16 protein-coding genes are annotated in these 14,519 nt (G+C 65.9%); 6 read left to right on the top strand and 10 right to left on the bottom strand.

What is annotated here, in order from left to right; genetic code table 11:
- Positions 1-264 precede the first annotated feature (264 nt).
- The 6 genes from FHY19_RS21685 to FHY19_RS21710 all read right to left on the bottom strand — a co-directional run bounded on the left by FHY19_RS21685 (position 265) and on the right by FHY19_RS21710 (position 5,195).
- A complete protein-coding gene (locus tag FHY19_RS21685) occupies positions 265-1,296 on the bottom strand; it encodes an alpha/beta hydrolase (RefSeq protein WP_259168526.1) in 1,032 nt (343 codons plus the stop codon).
- Positions 1,297-1,313: 17 nt separating this feature from the next.
- Positions 1,314-1,742, bottom strand: coding sequence for an organic hydroperoxide resistance protein (locus FHY19_RS21690; protein ID WP_005989061.1), 429 nt, complete (start codon positions 1,740-1,742; stop codon positions 1,314-1,316).
- A gap of 99 nt (positions 1,743-1,841) precedes the next feature.
- On the bottom strand, positions 1,842-2,303 hold the full coding sequence (locus FHY19_RS21695) for a MarR family transcriptional regulator (RefSeq protein ID WP_259168527.1): 462 nt from the start codon (positions 2,301-2,303) through the stop codon (positions 1,842-1,844).
- A gap of 379 nt (positions 2,304-2,682) precedes the next feature.
- Positions 2,683-3,363: a hypothetical protein gene (locus FHY19_RS21700; RefSeq protein WP_259168528.1), complete on the bottom strand. Its 681-nt coding sequence runs from the start codon at positions 3,361-3,363 to the stop codon at positions 2,683-2,685.
- Complete coding sequence (gene zapE / locus FHY19_RS21705; protein WP_259159447.1) at positions 3,360-4,454, bottom strand: cell division protein ZapE; 1,095 nt, start codon at positions 4,452-4,454, stop codon at positions 3,360-3,362. The genes FHY19_RS21700 and zapE overlap by 4 nt, the downstream gene beginning before the upstream one ends.
- Before the next feature lie 78 nt (positions 4,455-4,532).
- A complete protein-coding gene (locus FHY19_RS21710) occupies positions 4,533-5,195 on the bottom strand; it encodes an alpha/beta hydrolase (RefSeq protein WP_259168529.1) in 663 nt (220 codons plus the stop codon).
- Between the two features lie 66 nt (positions 5,196-5,261).
- On the opposite strand from FHY19_RS21710, the gene FHY19_RS21715 reads away from it, so the two are divergent.
- Positions 5,262-6,143: an EamA/RhaT family transporter gene (locus FHY19_RS21715; RefSeq protein ID WP_259168530.1), complete on the top strand. Its 882-nt coding sequence runs from the start codon at positions 5,262-5,264 to the stop codon at positions 6,141-6,143.
- A 71-nt stretch (positions 6,144-6,214) separates the two neighbouring features.
- Here FHY19_RS21715 and FHY19_RS21720 read toward each other — a convergent pair whose 3' ends face one another.
- The gene (locus tag FHY19_RS21720) at positions 6,215-7,540 is read right to left on the bottom strand and encodes a GTP-binding protein (RefSeq protein ID WP_259168531.1); all 1,326 of its coding nucleotides are present in this window, start codon (positions 7,538-7,540) and stop codon (positions 6,215-6,217) included.
- 60 nt (positions 7,541-7,600) lie between these two features.
- Between FHY19_RS21720 and FHY19_RS21725 the strand changes: the two genes are divergently transcribed.
- On the top strand, positions 7,601-7,987 hold the full coding sequence (locus FHY19_RS21725) for a MerC family mercury resistance protein (protein ID WP_259168532.1): 387 nt from the start codon (positions 7,601-7,603) through the stop codon (positions 7,985-7,987).
- Between the two features lie 54 nt (positions 7,988-8,041).
- Here the strand turns inward: FHY19_RS21725 and FHY19_RS21730 are convergent, their stop codons facing one another.
- From FHY19_RS21730 to FHY19_RS21740, 3 genes are all read right to left on the bottom strand, one after another.
- Positions 8,042-8,572, bottom strand: coding sequence for a hypothetical protein (locus FHY19_RS21730; protein ID WP_259168533.1), 531 nt, complete (start codon positions 8,570-8,572; stop codon positions 8,042-8,044).
- Between the two features lie 142 nt (positions 8,573-8,714).
- The gene (locus tag FHY19_RS21735) at positions 8,715-10,433 is read right to left on the bottom strand and encodes an ExeM/NucH family extracellular endonuclease (RefSeq protein WP_259168534.1); all 1,719 of its coding nucleotides are present in this window, start codon (positions 10,431-10,433) and stop codon (positions 8,715-8,717) included.
- A 281-nt stretch (positions 10,434-10,714) separates the two neighbouring features.
- Positions 10,715-11,233 carry a c-type cytochrome gene (locus tag FHY19_RS21740; RefSeq protein WP_039412147.1) on the bottom strand — a complete coding sequence of 173 codons (519 nt, stop codon included), beginning with the start codon at positions 11,231-11,233 and terminating at the stop codon, positions 10,715-10,717.
- Between the two features lie 281 nt (positions 11,234-11,514).
- Between FHY19_RS21740 and FHY19_RS21745 the strand changes: the two genes are divergently transcribed.
- Genes FHY19_RS21745 through FHY19_RS21760 form a run of 4 tightly spaced genes read left to right on the top strand, consistent with a single transcriptional unit; the run spans position 11,515 to position 14,449 of the window.
- Positions 11,515-12,159: a DUF4198 domain-containing protein gene (locus FHY19_RS21745; protein ID WP_259168535.1), complete on the top strand. Its 645-nt coding sequence runs from the start codon at positions 11,515-11,517 to the stop codon at positions 12,157-12,159.
- Between the two features lie 30 nt (positions 12,160-12,189).
- Positions 12,190-12,501, top strand: coding sequence for a DUF3649 domain-containing protein (locus tag FHY19_RS21750; RefSeq protein ID WP_259168536.1), 312 nt, complete (start codon positions 12,190-12,192; stop codon positions 12,499-12,501).
- Entirely contained in the window at positions 12,498-14,117 is a 1,620-nt protein-coding gene (locus FHY19_RS21755; RefSeq protein WP_259168537.1) for a PepSY-associated TM helix domain-containing protein, read from the top strand. Before FHY19_RS21750 ends, FHY19_RS21755 begins: the two co-directional genes overlap by 4 nt.
- A complete protein-coding gene (locus tag FHY19_RS21760) occupies positions 14,114-14,449 on the top strand; it encodes a DUF3325 domain-containing protein (RefSeq protein ID WP_259168538.1) in 336 nt (111 codons plus the stop codon). Before FHY19_RS21755 ends, FHY19_RS21760 begins: the two co-directional genes overlap by 4 nt.
- Positions 14,450-14,519 lie beyond the last annotated feature (70 nt).

Raw genomic sequence — 14,519 nt, forward strand, 5'->3', positions numbered from 1 at the left:
ACATGCAGCGCGTTGCGCGGAGTGCAGGAAGCACACGCGCAGGAAGCACAAAGGAACGCGCACACGGACGCCCGATGTGGCTGCACCGGGCGTCTGTGCTGTGGCACTCAACCATCGCAAGAGAGTGTCTGTCCGCGCGCACATCGGTCCCGTTCACCGCACTATGACTGCGCAAGCTCTCTTGAAGGGGATGCACCGCTCGGACTGTGCGCTGACGAGCGCGTCGTCAACAGGTGCTGACGAACAACCGGTCAGCGGCCCCGGTTACCTGGCCAGATGCTGCTGCAACGCATCGCCCGCCTGGCCGATGGCGGTACGGACGGCCGGCACGTCGCTGAGCGCATTGAGCAAGCCGTAATCGTGGATCAAGCCGTTGTAGCGGGTGACCGTGACAGCCACACCGGCCTGGTCCAGCTTGCGGCCGTAGGCTTCGCCTTCGTCGCGCAACACATCCAGCTCGGCGGTCTGGATCAAGGTGGGGGGCAGGCCCTTTAGCTGCTCAACGCTGGCCTGCAACGGCGAGGCATAGATCTCGCGGCGCTGCGTCGGGTCGGTGGTATAGCTATCCCAGAACCAACGCATCATGTTGCGGCTGAGGAAATAGCCCTGCTGGTACTGCTGGTAAGAGCTGTTATCGAACGCGGCATCGGTCACCGGCCACAGCAGCACCTGGTAGCGGATCGCCGGCGTGCCGGCCGCCTTGGCCTGCAAGGCCACCGAGGTCGCCATGTTGCCACCCACGCTGTTGCCGGCCACCGCCAGACGCGTGCCGTCCACGCCAAGTTCGGCACCGTGCTCGGCGACCCACTTGGTGGCCGCATAGGCCTGGTGGATGGCCACCGGATAACGCGCTTCCGGCGATGGGCTGTAGTCCACGTACACCGCCGCCGCGCCAGAGGCCCGCGCCAGATCGCGGATCAGCCGCTCATGGGTGGGAAAATCTCCCAATACCCAGCCGCCGCCGTGGAAGAACATGAACACCGGCAAGGTCTTGCCGGCGCTACCCGGCGGCTTGACCACCACCAGACCGAGCGGCTTGCCGTCGACGGTGATGGTCTTGCGGGTGAGCTCGGCGGCCGGCAGCGTGGCGCCGGCCTGCGCGTCCACCAGGATCTTGCGGGCCTGTTGCGGGGTGAGCTGCTCCATCGGCGTGCCGCCAGCGGAGTTGAGCGCGTCCAGGAAGGCCTGGACCTTGGGCGAGGCGGCCGGTGCGCTGAAATCGGTCGGCGCGGCAAGCGCGCCGCCGATTGCCGACGCCAACGTGCCAACCAGCAGCAACGATGCGTAGGGTTTCATGGGGCGTCCGGCTGGGATCAGGCCAACGTCAGGGTGACGTCGATGTTGCCGCGGGTGGCATTGGAGTACGGGCAGACCTGGTGGGCCTTGTCGACCAGCGCCTGCAGGTCGGCCTTGTCCATGCCCGGCACGGCGACGCGCAGTTCGACCGCGATGCCGAAGCCGCCCGGAATCTGGCCGATGCCGACGCTGCTGTCGATGCTGACTTCGCCCGGCAGCTTGAGCTTGTCCTGCGCAGCCACGGCCTTCATCGCACCGATGAAGCAGGCCGCATAACCGGCAGCGAACAACTGCTCCGGGTTGGTGCCGTCGCCGCCAGCGCCGCCAAGCTCGCGCGGGGTGGACAGCTTGGCGTCCAGTGCGTTGTCCGAGGACACGGCACGGCCTTCGCGGCCGCCGGTGGCAGTGGCGTGGGCGGTATAGAGGATCTTTTCGGGTGAGGCCATGGTGGTTCTCCTGAGTGAGCGCAGTGCGCAGTGAATAAATTGTTGTCGATTAAATCGCGCGCTATTTGATGTCGAAGCGATTGGATGCAGGAACAGGCTTTATCCCGCACCCAAACTGGAGCGTAGCTTCTCCAGCTCCTGCTTGAGTTGACGCAGTTCGTCCAACGAGCAGGCCGAGGCGCAAAACACCTGCTCCGGCACGCGACCGGCCTTGTTGCGCAGCGCGCGCCCGGCATCGGTCAGCGCAATGATGACCTGGCGCTCGTCGCTGACGGCCCGCGTGCGGGTGACCAGTCCAGCGCTCTGCAACCGCTTGAGCAGCGGCGTCAGCGTGGCCGAATCCAGATACAGCCGCTCGCCGATCTCCGACACGCTGCGGCTGTCGGTTTCCCACAGCACCAGCATCACCAGGTACTGCGGATAGGTCAGGTCCAGATCCTTCAGCAGCCCGCGGTAGAGCTTGTGCATCGCCAGATTGGCCGAATACAGCGCAAAGCACAGCTGGTTGTCCAGCTGCAGCAAGGCGGTGGTGCGGTCGGCTGTGGTGGTGGCGGTGTCCATGGGCTGCACTTTATATAGCACGCTATTTAATTGCAAGCGATTTTTCAAAAACAGATGCGGTTGACCGTCAGGCCCCTGTCGCAGCACGACAACCGACACGGGGCCACCGCATCTGCAATACCCCACTGACCCATCCGCTGCCGACGCGCGGCAGTCGGCAGGTGGGAGTGGATTGCGCACCGAAGATGGGGGGCCATGACGTGCCGATCTCAGGCATCGGTCCGCGCCGCGGCGGTGCAGTGTGGCTTGTTGGCAGCACCAGGTAGCCGGTGTCCGCTGCGCATCTGCTGCCATGGCCTCTCGGGCGAGCCCTGCGCATGACGCGCGTCGCCGCGGCGGCCGAGCACCCATGGCTCGGACCGGCGATCCGCGCCTGGACTCAGGTGAACTGGATAAAGAAATAGCCTGCGGTATCGCCCTCGCGCAGGACGTTGGCGCGATGCTCTGCGAACAGGTAGCCCATGCCGTCGGCAAAGAGGCCGTCATAGGCTGCATCGGTACGCCGCAACTGCGACTCGACGAACTGGGCAAGGAAATAGTGACGCGGGTGCTCGGCAATCGCGTCCTGCAGCCAGCACGGCCGACCCAGCTGCTTGCTCATCCCCGCCCCATTGTCGGCGTCGCCCAGCTCTTCGGCGTGATCGTGATCATCGAACGACTGCAGCCCCACGTAGTACCGCGGCAGCATCCCCGCGTCACAGGCCAGTTCCTGCGCGGCACGACGGTGCAACAGCACCTTGCTATGGACCGACGCGATGGTGTCCAGTTCGCCCTGCTGATGGATGGTGAACTTGCGCAACGCGGCCCGGCTGTAGCGGTCGCCTTGCCATTCGATCGCCGCGAACACCGTGACCGCCATGCCCTCGGGCAGCCAGGGGCTGGGCAGGAACAGGTCGGTCAGCATGACGATCGGCAGCATCGGTTGGTCGGTCGACGGGTCGCAGGGCCACAACGCCCTATCGTTCAACCATGCGCCACCGCCAAACTGGCCAAAACCGCCATCTTGGTCGGTGACGTTGATCTTGTAGCGCCCCGGCGCAGGGCGCGCGCGTGCGCTCACGCCCGATGCGCCGTCGCAAGATACTCGGCGCTTTGCATTTCGATCAAACGCGAAGCGGTGCGCTCGAAAGCACCGGCCAGGCGCTGCCCGCTGTACAGCGCCGGCGGTGCGTCCTGCGCGGTGCAGACCAGGTTGACATGGCGGTCGTAGAGCTCGTCGATCAGGTTGACGAAGCGCCGCGCGGCATCTTCGTTCATGCGATCGAAATGCGGAATGCCACCCAGCAGCACGGTGGTGAACTCGCGTGCGATCTCGATGTAGTCCGCCGGGCCGCGCGGGCCTTCGCACAGCGCGGCGAAATCGAACCAGGCAATGCTCTTGCCACGTGCGCGCACCGCGATCTTGCGCGCCTCGATTTCGATATTGCCGCCGCGTGCCTCGGCATTGCCGCTCAATTCGCTCCAGCGCTGCAGCAGCCAGTCATCGGCTTGCGCATCCAGCGGCGCGCGATACACCGGCGAGCGCGTGAGTGCGCGCATGCGGTAGTCCTCGGTGCCTTCGGCATAGAGTTCCACGCAGAACTTCTGCAGCAGGCCGATCGCCGGCATGAAGCTGTCGCGCTGCAGACCGTTGGCGTAGAGGTTTTCCGGCGCGGTATTGGAGGTGGTCACCAGGGTCACGCCTTCGGCGAACAGGCGCTCCAGCAGGCGCGCCAGCAGCATCGCATCGCCGATGTCGGTGACGAAGAATTCGTCCAGCACCAGCACGCGCAGATTCTCGCGCCACTGCTGCGCGATCTTGGCCAGCGGATCGCTTTGCCCGGCATGCTCGCGCAATTGCTCGTGCACCCCGCGCATGAAACGGTGGAAGTGCGTGCGGTATTTCTGCTTGATCGGCAGACCGTCGTAGAACAGGTCGACCAGGAAGGTCTTGCCGCGCCCCACCCCACCCCAGAAGTACAGGCCGCGCACCGGCTCGGGCTTTTTCCAGAACGCCGACAGCCGGTCCAGCCAGCCGTCCTGCGCGCTGTCCACCAAGGCCTCGTGGATACGGTCCAGTTCCGCCAGGGCCGCCTTTTGGGCGGGGTCGGCGCGCCAGTCGCCGCGTTGTACGCCGGCGGCGTAGCGCTGCGACGGGGTCATCTCACTCATCGTGTTCTCCGCGGGCCGGCTGCTGCCTTGCCCGCTCAACGGCGTATCGCCAGGCGATACGCGTGGCCCATGCCGCAGTCAGACAGCGGCCGGCAACCAGCGCCGGACACCATGCTGGATCGCACCGCGCAGGTCGATCAGTTTGCGGTGGAAGAAATGGCTGGTATCGGGCATGCGCACCAGCTCGGGCTGCTGCTCCAGGGTCTCCAGCCAGTCGTAGACCGCTTGCGGGTCGACGATTTCGTCGGCATCGCCCTGGATCACCAGCCACTGCGCCGGCGGTTGCACGTCGCTGAAATCCCAGCGCCCGGCCGGCGGTGCGATCGAGATCAGCACCTGTGGGGCGAGCGCGCCGGCAGCACGCAATGATACGTACGCGCCGAAACTGAAACCGCCCAGCCAGAGCGTGTCGCCGGGCCGTTGTGCACGCACCCAGTCGGCAACCGCGCGCAGATCGTCCTGCTCGCCATCGCCGTGATCGAAGCTGCCGGCAGAGGTACCCACGCTGCGGAAATTGAAGCGCACCACGGTGATGCCCAGCTCGCGCAGCGCGCGCGCAGCCATGGTGACGACCTTGTTGTGCATGCTGCCGCCCTCGGTGGAGAGCGGGTGGCAGAAAATGGCGGTGACCGGTTGCGCGACAACGTCCGGCTCGGGCAGATCGACCGCGACATCGAGCGGACCGACCGGCCCGTCCAGCGTCAACGTTGCCGATTCGGTAGGGAATGGGGGATTGGACATGCCCTCATAATAGCCGCCCCGCCGGCCGCGTTCATCGCCCTGCCTGCACACTTCGTTGCGTTGCCCATGCATTTTCTGCTGTTTGCCGTTGTCTGCAGTGTTCTGGTGTCGGTGTTGTTGAAGCTGGCACCGCGCCGGGATATCGACGTGTTTCAGGCCATTACCTGGAATTACGCCGCCGCCTGCGTGCTGTCCGTGGCACTGCTGAACCCTGCGCTTTCCACCCTGGGCGCAGCGACCACGCCGTGGCTGGCACTGGTGGGCCTGGCGATTGCGTTGCCGAGCATTTTCCTGGTGCTGGCGCGCTCGGTGCGCGTGGCCGGCATCGTGCGCACCGACGTGGCGCAACGGCTGTCGCTGCTGTTGTCGCTGGCGGCAGCGTTTACCGTCTTCGGCGAAGACGCCGGCCCCTGGAAGCTGGCAGGGCTGGGCGTGGGATTGCTGGCGATGGTCGGCATCGTGCAGCGCGCGCATGCGCCGTCGACGGTCGAGCCTGCATCTACCATCGGCACGCAGACCCGTGCTTGGCCCTGGCTGTTGGGCGTGTGGGTGGGCTTTGCGCTGATCGACATCCTGCTCAAGACGATTGCGCTTTCGGGCACCACCTCGCTCACTGCGCTGACGCTGTGCTTTGCAATCGCGTTCGGGCTACTGCTGTGCGTGCAGCTGGTGCGGATGCGGCGCGGCCATCGGCTGCATCCGCGCAGCATGGCTGCCGGGCTGCTGCTGGGCGTGCTCAATTTCGGCAACATCCTGTTTTACGTGCGCGCCCACCAACATCTGCCGCACAGCCCCGCCACGGTCTTTGCGACGATGAACATCGGTGTGGTGGCATTGGGCGCGCTGGCCGGCATCGCATTGTTTGGCGAGCGCACCACGCGCTGGACGCGCGTGGGTCTGGGATTGGCGGTGCTGGCGATTGCGCTGATTGCCCAGGGCTCGCGCTGAGGGCCCAGTTGCCTCGTTTTGCGGCCGTCATGCCTGCGCCACCGACATCGGCATGACAGCGCGCGCAGACCTCAACGCTCCCACTGCGGGAACGGGTCGTCCAGCAGCTGCCAGTGCGCCGGGCCCTGACGCAGTTCCTGATCGCTGAGCAGGCAGGCATCCAGCGCCGCGCGCGTGCGCGGTGCATCCATCTCCACACCGATCACCGCCAGTTCCTGACGGCGGTCGCCCCAGAGCGGGTGCCAGAGCCGCTGCATGGCCGCGTATTCGGCGGGATCGCCCACTTCATGCAGTTGCGGCAGCGGCGCGGTCCAGCACTGCATCTGCTGCCGCTGCCAGCCGATATCGGTGTAGGGCAACGGGGTCATGCCGGTGTGCGCCGGCTGTCCGATCACCTGCGCATCCACACGGTGGCGCGCGGCGAACCAGAAGCCGGCGGCATTGGTCTGGGTTGCGCCGCCGACGCTGGACAATTCGCCCACCCAATCCATGCGGCTGGCCAGCCAGAAGAAGCCCTTGCTGCGGATCACCTGCGGCAACCCGCTGTGCACCATGCGCGCGAATCGCTGCGGGTGGAACGGCCGACGTGCGCGATACACGAAACTGCTGATGCCGTATTCCTCGGTCTCCGGTGTGTGCTGCCCGCGCAGCTCCTGCATCCAGCCCGGCGCCAGCTGCGCGCGGGTGAAATCGAAGCGCCGGGTATCGAGCAGCTGATGCAACGGCACATCGCCGTGCGCCGCATCCACGATCGCCGCGTCGCGATTGAGTGCACGCAACACCGCGCGCAGACGCTGCAACTGCGATGCATCGATACGGTCGCACTTGCTGATCACCAGCACATCGGCGAACTCCACCTGCTCGCCCAGCAGTTGCACCACGCCGCGCGTGTCGTCCGGACCAGCTTGTTGCCCCAGCTCGGCCAGCGTGGCAGCCGAGCCGAAATCCTCCAGAAAGCGGCTGCCGTCCACCACCGTCACCATGGTGTCCAGGCGGGCGATATCGGACAGGCTGAAGCCGTCCGCATCGCGCACCGCAAAGGTCGCAGCGACCGGCATCGGTTCGGCGATGCCGGTCGATTCGATCAGCAGATAGTCGTAGCGCTTCTGTTCGGCCAGCCGCCGTACTTCCTGCAGCAGGTCGTCGCGCAGCGTGCAGCAGATGCAGCCGTTGCTGAACTCCACCAGCGTTTCTTCGGTCCGCCGCAATGCCGCACCGCCGTCGCGTACCAGCTGCGCATCGATATTGATCTCGCTCATGTCGTTGACGATCACCGCCACGCGCAGGCCCTCGCGGTTGTGCAGGATGCGGTTGAGCAAGGTGGTCTTGCCGGCACCCAGGAAACCGGACAGCACGGTGACGGGAAGACGCGGATCGCGGACGGGGGACAGGGACATCCAGGCAGCCTCGAGGGGATGAAGTGTTACTATATAACACTTATTCGACGGGACTGGGCCATGCGTGCAACCGCTTCTTTCTTCGATACCTCGGCCATCGCCTTGTCCGGCCTGTGCCTGCTGCATTGCCTGGCACTGCCCCTGCTGGCCGCCGCGCTTCCGCTGCTGGGCGCATGGACGCGTGCCGAGTGGGTGCACGTGGTGTTCGCCGCCGCGGCAGTCCCGCTGAGCAGCTACGCGCTGTGGAGCACGCATCGGCGCCACGCGCTGCCGGCGTCGGTGTGGACCCTGGCGGGCGTGGGACTGGCCGGCCTGGCACTGGGCGCAAGCGGCATTGCAGGCGGCACCCTGGAAACCCCCATCACGGTCACCGGCAGCCTGCTACTGGCCAGCGCGCACCTGCTCAATCTGCGACTGCGTCGCAAAGCCAGGCATTGCCCGAGCTAGCGCCTGAATTACGCCAGCCTGCAGAGTTGGGGCGGCTTAAGTGACCTGTGAGGCCTAAGGCAAGTCATTTTTGATCATCAGCAAGCATGTCTTGATCTTGGCCTGCAGGGTTCCCATTGCGCCCGTTCTCGCATACCGGCCTTTCACTTTTATGCTGGCAAGTTTCGAAGCGAGCTTGGCCGCGTTAGCCATGGAAAGTGGTGGTGTGCCCGTGACATCCACAATTCCTCTGATGGCGACATCCGTTGTGGCAAGGAACTCCGCGCCAGAAAGAGCAATCTCTGCGTAGCGAGGGTTGGAGTCGAACTCTTCTCTGGTCAGCTTTCCATCCAGAGCAAATGTCGCAATCGCATACAGAGGATCGAGTTGCTTCTCGCCCAATGTGCTGACGTCGGCATATCGCTGTGGCGGGCAGTTGACCTCCGTGGCGTAGTCCGCGTTTGTCCGCGTCTGCTCCGATGCTAGGGGCGTCCCGCCGCTGGCCGGGGATCGCTGCGCGTCGTCATGACCGTGGTTCGACTGACCGCACCCTGTCGCCAGTGAGCCGAGCAGTATTAACGTGTAATGTTTTGGTGGTCCCCGCATGGACGATTTCCCTTTGCCGTGACGCGTGTCATGCGTGTCAGATGAAATGCATTGAACGTCAAAGGCACGCCTCCCCTCAATCGCCATTGAGGCAGCGGACTGCGCCCGGGCACAGCTCTTGGCATCTGGTGGCAAATCCGCGCTACAACGAAAAGCCCAGCAGGACCGGGTCGTGGTCGGAACTGCGCCACGGGCCGGGGAGGTTGCGCTTGGCATAGCCGGCGTCGTCCATCGCATCGGCATTGACGTGCCATTCCACGGCGCCACGCAGTTGCTTGGCCATCGCCGGGCTGAGCAAGGCATGGTCCAGGCGCCCGCTCATGCCGTCGTAGACGTAGCTGTAAGGCTGCTTCACGCCGGCCACTGCGAAGGCGTCCTGCCAGCCGCTGGCACGCAGGCTGCGCATCGGCGTTTCCATGGCGTAGGCGTTGAAGTCGCCCAGCAACACGGCCAGCTTGGTCTGCGCGCCGGTCGGGTCGGTCTGCAGCCATTGGTGCAGGCGCTTGGCCGATTCGGTGCGCGTGGCATTCCAGCAGGCCTGACCGTCGCGCTGGTCGGCATCGGCGCCGCTGGCGGTACCGCAACCTTTGGACTTGAAGTGGTTGGCGACCACCACGAAGGTCGCGCCGCGGCTACTGCGGAAGGCTTGCGCCAACGGCACGCGGCTGTGGTTGTCGAACGGCCCGCCGGTCAGCGTGGCCGGCTTGCCCACCGGGGTGACCTGCGTGCTGCGATAGATCATGCCGACCCGGATCGCGTCCTCGCCCGGGCCGCTGCCGGTATCGACGAACTGCCAGTCCTTGTCCTTGCCTGCGGCGTTGAGCGCGGCAACCAGCTGCGCGACGGCTGCATCGGCACCGTTGCCGTCGTTTTCCAGTTCCATCAGCGCGGCCACGTCGGCCTGCAACGGCATGATGGTGGCAACCAGCTTGGCCAGCTGCGCCTGAAATTGCTCATGCGTTCGCGCACCGCGCTTGGTCGGGAAACCGCCGCCACGCCCATTGCCGTTGAAGAAGTTCTCCAGATTGAACGAGGCGATGCGCAGATCGCCGCCCACCTGCGGCGCCACCGCAGTCGGCATGGCCGGCAGCGTCAACGGGTTCAGCACCTGGATGCGGTATTGGCCGTCATAGCGTTGGTCGACGATGCCATCCACCGACTTGAGCAGGCTGCCGCTGCGCAGCGCCGCATCGGGCTGCAGATACGACACCGTCTTGGGGCTGCGTCCGTTGCGCGCATCGTCCAGCAGCACGCGGCGGCGTGCATTTTCCGCTTCGACCTGGGCAAAGGCCGGCGTGCCGGCGGCGGCCACTTCGCTCGGCTGCCACAGCCGCCCGCCGAAGGCGGCGACCAGCTCGCCATAGGTGTCCAGGCGGTCGCTGCCGTTGAGCGTCAGCGCAGCGATGCGCACGTGCTCGCCTTCCAGCGCTTCCCAGTTGGCTGGCGGCCCGCTGAGCATGCGCACCGGTACCGGCTGGCCGCCGGCGAGCCGCTCGATGCTGCTGGCATCCAGCGTGGTCATGCTCGCTTCGCCGCCTGCCGACACCTCGCGCACCGTGCCGACGATGCGGACGCGATCGCCCACCGCCAGCTCGGCGTTGCCGGCGCCGGTGACGAACAGCCCATGCGAGCGCCGCGGCTCGAAGCCGGGCTGCTGCACGAACAGGCCGGCCAGCCCGGTTCGCGTATCGGCAGTGACGATGCCTTCGAGCTCGACCACGCGACCGTCGTAGGGGCTGCGGCTGTCCTCGCCCTGTACATCGGCAATCGACAGACGCTGCGGCGCGCTATCGGCAGCGCCACACAGCAGCGGCGCCAGCAAACCGATCACACCGAGCACAAGCAGCGGGCAACGCGACATCGAAACACTCCAGAAGATGGATCAAACGCAAACGCCGCCCGGAAGGCGGCGCGTGATGGCAGGGGCGCAGAAGCAGGCTAACAAAACGCAGCGATGCGCCGCCAGATCATCCGTCGACAGATCGGTGCCAGCCAATCGCCGCCGGTGAGCGCGGTTGTCGCGCGGCGCTTCGCGGGCAGCCCGTGCAGCGAGGCCGAACCGACACCACAGGCAACCTCGACGGAGGCCCGCATCGCAGCGGGCACGGGCCGATCCTTCGCCAGGCCCGACACCGCAGCGGCTTATTTCAGATTGCCCAGCATCCAGTCGACGGTGGCACGCACCTGTTCTTCGGTCAGCGCCGGATTGCCGCCCTTGGGCGGCATGATGCCGCCGTCCGGGCCGGTGTAGCCCTCGATCGCGTGCTTGTACAAGGTGTCCTTGCCCTGGGCGATGCGTGCATCCCAGTGCGAATGGTCCAGCGTCGGCGCCTTGCCCACGCCGGTGGTGTGGCAGGCGGTGCACAGATTGTCGAAGATGGTCTTGCCGTCGGTGGTACCACCGTAGGCGGACTGCGAGGACGCCTTGGCCAGCGCTGCTGCCTGGGCCGCCGCCTGTGCGGCGGCACCGGTGGTACCGGCATAGACCGCCCCGGCCGGTGCGATGCGTTGCTGCACGCGCTTGGCGGCAGTCGGCGAGACCTCATCGGGAATGGCACGTTGCAAATAGGCTGCCAGGGCAATCAAGCCCAGGGTGATCACCACCAGTAAACCGATCACCATCGAGAATTTTTTCAGGAACTCGAGGTCGTAATTCCGCACGCGCTCACCCCTGGCTGTTGGTCGAAGACCTCTGCTAGCGCCGGAGTATAGAGCACAGTTCATGCCAGTCTGACCAGCGTGCATGACAGTTTTTGCCGCGATGTGCGCTGCGCCCTGACGGGCAGTCGCTCCTGTATGCAGCCACGCTCGCGCCCGCCGACGAATTGCCGCAATGCCGCATGGCACGTTGGTCTCGCCGAAGGGAATTGCGTATCATTCCCATCAATCCACGGTGACGCGCACCCCGCCTCGCCCGGTCCCGTCTACGAGGAGTCGCCGCGATGAAGTCCTTCCTGCTGTCCTGCCTGGCCTTGGCCAGCATCAGTCTGTCCGCCCAAGCCCACGAAATCTGGATCGAACGCGATGGCAGCGGGCCGGTGCGCATCTTCTTCGGCGAGCCCGCGCAGGAAACGCTCGACCATGGCCAGGACGAGATCAAGCGCGTGGTCAAGCCGACCGTGTTCGGCGCCGCCGGCAAGGCTGGCGCCCTGACGCGCGGCAACGACTTCCTCACCGCGCCGCTGTCCGGTACCGGCGATGCGTGGCTGAGCGATGACAGCGTGTTCGAGCCGTGGAAGGGCGAAGCCGGCGGGTTCGAGACGGTGAGCTACTACGCCCGTGCCGGACGCAGCACGCCGGCAGCCAAGCTCGATCTGGAACTGGTACCCACCAGCGCCAATGGCAGCACGCTGACCGTGCTCTACCGCAACAAGCCGCTGCCCAAGGCCGAGGTCACCGTGATCGACCCGCAGAAGTGGCAGAAGACGCTGACCTCCGACGCCAAGGGCCAGGTGACCCTGCCGGCACTGCGCGCCGGTCGCCACATCCTGGTGGTCAACAACAAGGAGCCGGTGAAGCGTGAGATTGCCGGCAAGCAGGTGTCGATGGTGCATCACATCAGCACGCTGACCTTCGTCGCCGAATAAGCATCGCTCTCGCGCATCCACGCCCGCCTGATGTCCAGCGCACCACCCCTGTCGCTTCCCTGGTTCCGGCGCCCGTGGCTGGGCGTGCTTGCGCGCACGCTGGCGGCGATCTTCGGCGGCTATGCGCTGGCCAGCGCGACCAATCTCTTGCTCGCAATGGCATTGCCGTTGCCGCGTAGCGAAGCGGTGTTGACCAGCATGCTGATCGGCATCGTGGTGTGCGCATGCGCGCCGCTGTGGGCATTTGCCACCGCCAGCGTCTGGCGTGCCTGGGCAGGCATCGCCGTGCCGGCGGCGCTGATGTTTGCGTTGGCCGCCTTGCTGCAACGGGGTATGGCATGAAGCAGGGATTTCGCCAATCGATGGCCTGGTTGCATACCTGGACCGGGCTGCTGGTCGGCTGGGTGTTGCTGCTGATCTTCATGGGCGGCACGGCCAGTTATTACCGCGACGAAATCAGCCGTTGGATGCGCCCAGAGCTACCGACCACCACGGTAAGCAAGGAAACAGCACTGCGCAGTGCCGAACGCTATCTGCAGACGCATGCGGCCGACGCGCTGAGCTGGAACATCACCTTGCCGGACACGCGCAATCCGGTGGTGAGCATGTACTGGCAGAACCCTGCGCCAGCCGATGGCAAACCGGCCAGTCGCCGCCAGATGTACGGCAATGCCATCATCGACCCGGCCACCGGCAAGGAGATCGCTGCGCGCGACACGCTGGGCGGCGAGTTCTTCTACCGGCTGCATTTCGATCTGCATTATGTGCCGGTGCTGTGGGCGCGCTATATCGTGGGTTTCTGCGCGATGTTCATGCTGGTGGCGATCATCAGCGGCGTGATCACGCACAAGAAGATCTTCAAGGACTTCTTTACGTTCCGCCCGGGCAAGGGCCTGCGCTCGTGGCTGGATTTCCATAATGTCAGCGCGGTGACCGCGTTGCCGTACCACGCGATGATCACCTACACCGGCATCGTGACCTTGATGTTCATGTACCTGCCATGGGGCATCAAGGCGCGTTATGCCGACGAGGAGATGCGCTTCTACGACGAGTCGGCCAACCGCGTGGCCGACACGCGGCAGGCAGCCGGTACGCCGGCGCGCATGCTGCCGCTGGAGCAGTTTGTGGAGCGTGCGCGCCGCGACCTGCGCGGGGCCGACATCGGCAATGTGGCGGTGTCGCTGCCCAACGATGCGCATGCCGCGGTCGGGGTGAGCCAGCTGGCGGCCAACCTGTCCACCAGCGCGCCGTCCATCCTGTACGACGCGGTCAGCGGTGCGCGTCTGCAACGCAGCAGCGCGCCCGGCGGTGCGAGCGAAACGCGCGGCGTGATGGTCGGCCTGCATATCGCGCACTTCGCCGGCCCCTGGTTACGCGCGCTGTTTTTCGGTTCCGGGTTGCTGGGCTGCCTGATGGTGGCCAGTGGCGTGGTGATGTGGGCGGTGAAAGAACGGCCCAAGCATCTGAAGGCCGGCCGCATCGGGTTTGGATTGCGCCTGGTCGATGCGCTCAACATCGGCACGGTGGCCGGCTTGCCGATCGCCTTTGCCAGTTTCTTCTGGGCCAACCGGCTGTTGCCGGTGGCGCTGGAATCGCGTGCGGCGATGGAAGCAAACCTGTTCTTCGCCGCCTGGGGCGCTGCGTTGCTGGCCGCGTTCGTCTGGCCGCGTCGCGCGATGTGGAGCTGGCAGCTGTATCTGGGCGCGGCATTGTTCGCACTGGTGCCGCTACTGAACACAGCGACCACCGACGTGCATCTGGGCGTGACGCTGCCGGCCGGGCAATGGGCGTTGGCCGGCATCGATCTGGTCTGCCTGGGTCTGGGCGTGTGTCTTGGCATCGCCGGCTGGCGCCTGCAGCGGTGGAAGGCGCCGCAATCGGCGGCAGCGCGCCGTGCACGCGCCACCATGCCTGCGACAGCGGCGCAAACCAACGTTGCCGTGCAGGAAGGCGCATGAGCGTGTTGCTGTTGCTGGCGCTGAATTTTTCCGGGTTTGCCGCGCTATGCCTGGCGATGGAAAAACACCAGCACGAGGTGCGCGGCCGCAGCCTGGGCGCTGCCCGTACGCGACAGCTGCGCAGTATCGGCTGGGTGCTGTTGCTGTGCACGTTTGGCCTGGCGGTATGGACGCAGGGCTGGGGCATCGGGCCGGTGCTGTGGCTGGGGACATTGACCGCTGCGGCGGCACCGCTATCGCTATGGCTGCTGCCGTATCGACGCGCGGCGATCCTGCCGGCGGCGCTCCTCGCACCGGTGGCGGCCGGCATGGCGCAGCTGCTGGCCGGTTGAATCAGCTTGCGATGTGGTCGCGGCGGCAGTGCGCTGGTGTGCAGCGCTTGACGATGCCATTGGCGTCAGC

Source organism: Xanthomonas sp. 4461 (genome assembly GCF_024806475.1).
GTDB lineage: Bacteria > Pseudomonadota > Gammaproteobacteria > Xanthomonadales > Xanthomonadaceae > Xanthomonas > Xanthomonas arboricola_F.

Excerpts from the sequence above, each read along its gene's own strand:
- FHY19_RS21685 (WP_259168526.1), bottom strand. The coding sequence starts at position 1,296 with ATGAAACCCTACGCATCGTTGCTGCTGGTTGGCACGTTGGCGTCGGCA.
- FHY19_RS21690 (WP_005989061.1), bottom strand. The coding sequence starts at position 1,742 with ATGGCCTCACCCGAAAAGATCCTCTATACCGCCCACGCCACTGCCACC.
- FHY19_RS21695 (WP_259168527.1), bottom strand. The coding sequence starts at position 2,303 with ATGGACACCGCCACCACCACAGCCGACCGCACCACCGCCTTGCTGCAG.
- zapE (WP_259159447.1), bottom strand. The coding sequence starts at position 4,454 with ATGAGTGAGATGACCCCGTCGCAGCGCTACGCCGCCGGCGTACAACGC.
- FHY19_RS21710 (WP_259168529.1), bottom strand. The coding sequence starts at position 5,195 with ATGTCCAATCCCCCATTCCCTACCGAATCGGCAACGTTGACGCTGGAC.
- FHY19_RS21715 (WP_259168530.1), top strand. The coding sequence starts at position 5,262 with ATGCATTTTCTGCTGTTTGCCGTTGTCTGCAGTGTTCTGGTGTCGGTG.
- FHY19_RS21720 (WP_259168531.1), bottom strand. The coding sequence starts at position 7,540 with ATGTCCCTGTCCCCCGTCCGCGATCCGCGTCTTCCCGTCACCGTGCTG.
- FHY19_RS21725 (WP_259168532.1), top strand. The coding sequence starts at position 7,601 with ATGCGTGCAACCGCTTCTTTCTTCGATACCTCGGCCATCGCCTTGTCC.
- FHY19_RS21730 (WP_259168533.1), bottom strand. The coding sequence starts at position 8,572 with ATGCGGGGACCACCAAAACATTACACGTTAATACTGCTCGGCTCACTG.
- FHY19_RS21735 (WP_259168534.1), bottom strand. The coding sequence starts at position 10,433 with ATGTCGCGTTGCCCGCTGCTTGTGCTCGGTGTGATCGGTTTGCTGGCG.
- FHY19_RS21745 (WP_259168535.1), top strand. The coding sequence starts at position 11,515 with ATGAAGTCCTTCCTGCTGTCCTGCCTGGCCTTGGCCAGCATCAGTCTG.
- FHY19_RS21750 (WP_259168536.1), top strand. The coding sequence starts at position 12,190 with ATGTCCAGCGCACCACCCCTGTCGCTTCCCTGGTTCCGGCGCCCGTGG.
- FHY19_RS21755 (WP_259168537.1), top strand. The coding sequence starts at position 12,498 with ATGAAGCAGGGATTTCGCCAATCGATGGCCTGGTTGCATACCTGGACC.
- FHY19_RS21760 (WP_259168538.1), top strand. The coding sequence starts at position 14,114 with ATGAGCGTGTTGCTGTTGCTGGCGCTGAATTTTTCCGGGTTTGCCGCG.